This is a genomic window from Membranihabitans marinus, from assembly GCF_019802045.1.
Taxonomy (GTDB): domain Bacteria; phylum Bacteroidota; class Bacteroidia; order Chitinophagales; family Saprospiraceae; genus Membranihabitans; species Membranihabitans marinus_A.
Genome location: NZ_JAHVHU010000042.1, coordinates 1 through 1,337, shown reverse-complemented (window position 1 = coordinate 1,337; position 1,337 = coordinate 1). Strand labels below are relative to the sequence as shown.

1 protein-coding gene is annotated in these 1,337 nt (G+C 37.8%); it reads right to left on the bottom strand.

Annotated elements, in window-relative coordinates; all coding sequences use genetic code 11:
* Window positions 1–57: 57 nt before the first annotated feature.
* Window positions 58–1,257 (bottom strand): IS256 family transposase, encoded by a 1,200-nt coding sequence (locus KUV50_RS19285; protein WP_222581847.1) that lies wholly within the window; start codon window positions 1,255–1,257, stop codon window positions 58–60.
* Window positions 1,258–1,337: the final 80 nt, after the last annotated feature.

Sequence of the window (1,337 nt, the reverse complement as noted above, 5' to 3'; positions counted from 1 at the left end):
GAGCCTATGCAGAATTTTGTGTATGAATCATAGGGAATCAATAGTTTCAAAAATGATTTATTTTATTCGATCTTCAAAATAAATGTACAATTGGTTATAAATTTTATTCCAGCCACTTCGTTTTTTATGCCATTTCTTTCGTATTTGCTGAGCAGCCAAATAAATGGATTTTATGGCTGATTGGTCATTTGGAAAGACCTTTTTGTTTTTGGTGTATTTACGTAAAGTTGAATTAAAGCTTTCGATGATATTCGTCGTGTATATGAGTTTGCGGATAGCCGGTGGATAATCTAAGAATGAGGTAAGATTATCCCAATTCTCATCCCATGAATCAATAGCCTGATCATACTTGCCTTTCCACTTCGATTTAAAAGCTTCAAATGCTTGTTTTGCCTGCTCTTGGTTGTCAGCCTGGTAAATGGCTTTGATATCCTTCATAATGGCTCTTTTATCCTTATAGGATACAAACTTAAGAGAGTTTCTGATTTGGTGTACAATGCAGATCTGACGGATGCTTTTAGGGAATATTGCTTCTGCTGCTTTATCCAATCCTGCAAGATTGTCAGAACATAAGAACAGAATATCTTCAACACCCCTCATTTTCAGGTTTTTAAACATATTCATCCAGTTACTGGCGGATTCGTTTTCAACTATTTCAATACTCAGTATATCTTGTTTGCCAGTCATGTCAACGCCCAATATAATCATAGCTGCTTTAGATATCACTTTCCCTTCGTGGCGTATTTTATAATGAATAGCATCGATCCACACTATAGCATACTGATCCTGTAGTGGTCTGGATCGCCATGCCTGGATATCTTCCATGAGGGTATTAGTGATGACAGATACCTGGGAAGTGGAATACTGAATGCCGTATGTATGCTCAATGAAGTCAATGATGTCAGAATTGCTCATGCCCTTGGCGTATAACAGCAATACAGTGTCATAGATCGCACCTGTCATCGTTTCATGTTTGGGAACAGTCACAGGGTCAAAAGAGCTGTTACGATCCCTGGGGACCTTTATAATGACATCTCCTTTGTCAGTCTTCAATGTCTTTTCAGAGAATCCGTTACGGACATTTTCAGAGATAGGCTTATCGCCTTTTTCATAGCCCAAATGAGCCTCCATTTCGGAATTCAGAAGTGCTTCTACTCCTCGTTTAAATAGTTTGTCTTGTACTTCCATCAGGCTGCTTTTGTCATCAACCTGTTCTAAAATTGAGTCTAGTAACTCGTCTACTTTTTGGTTCTTCATAATTTTTAATATAAGATTTACAAATCATGAATCCCAATGATCGGGGGCGGAAAAATGTAAAAAAAATTTTTCAGCCCCCC

Bases quoted from the DNA above. Each gene is read 5' to 3' on its own strand.
- KUV50_RS19285 (WP_222581847.1), bottom strand. From the start codon at position 1,257: ATGAAGAACCAAAAAGTAGACGAGTTACTAGACTCAATTTTAGAACAG.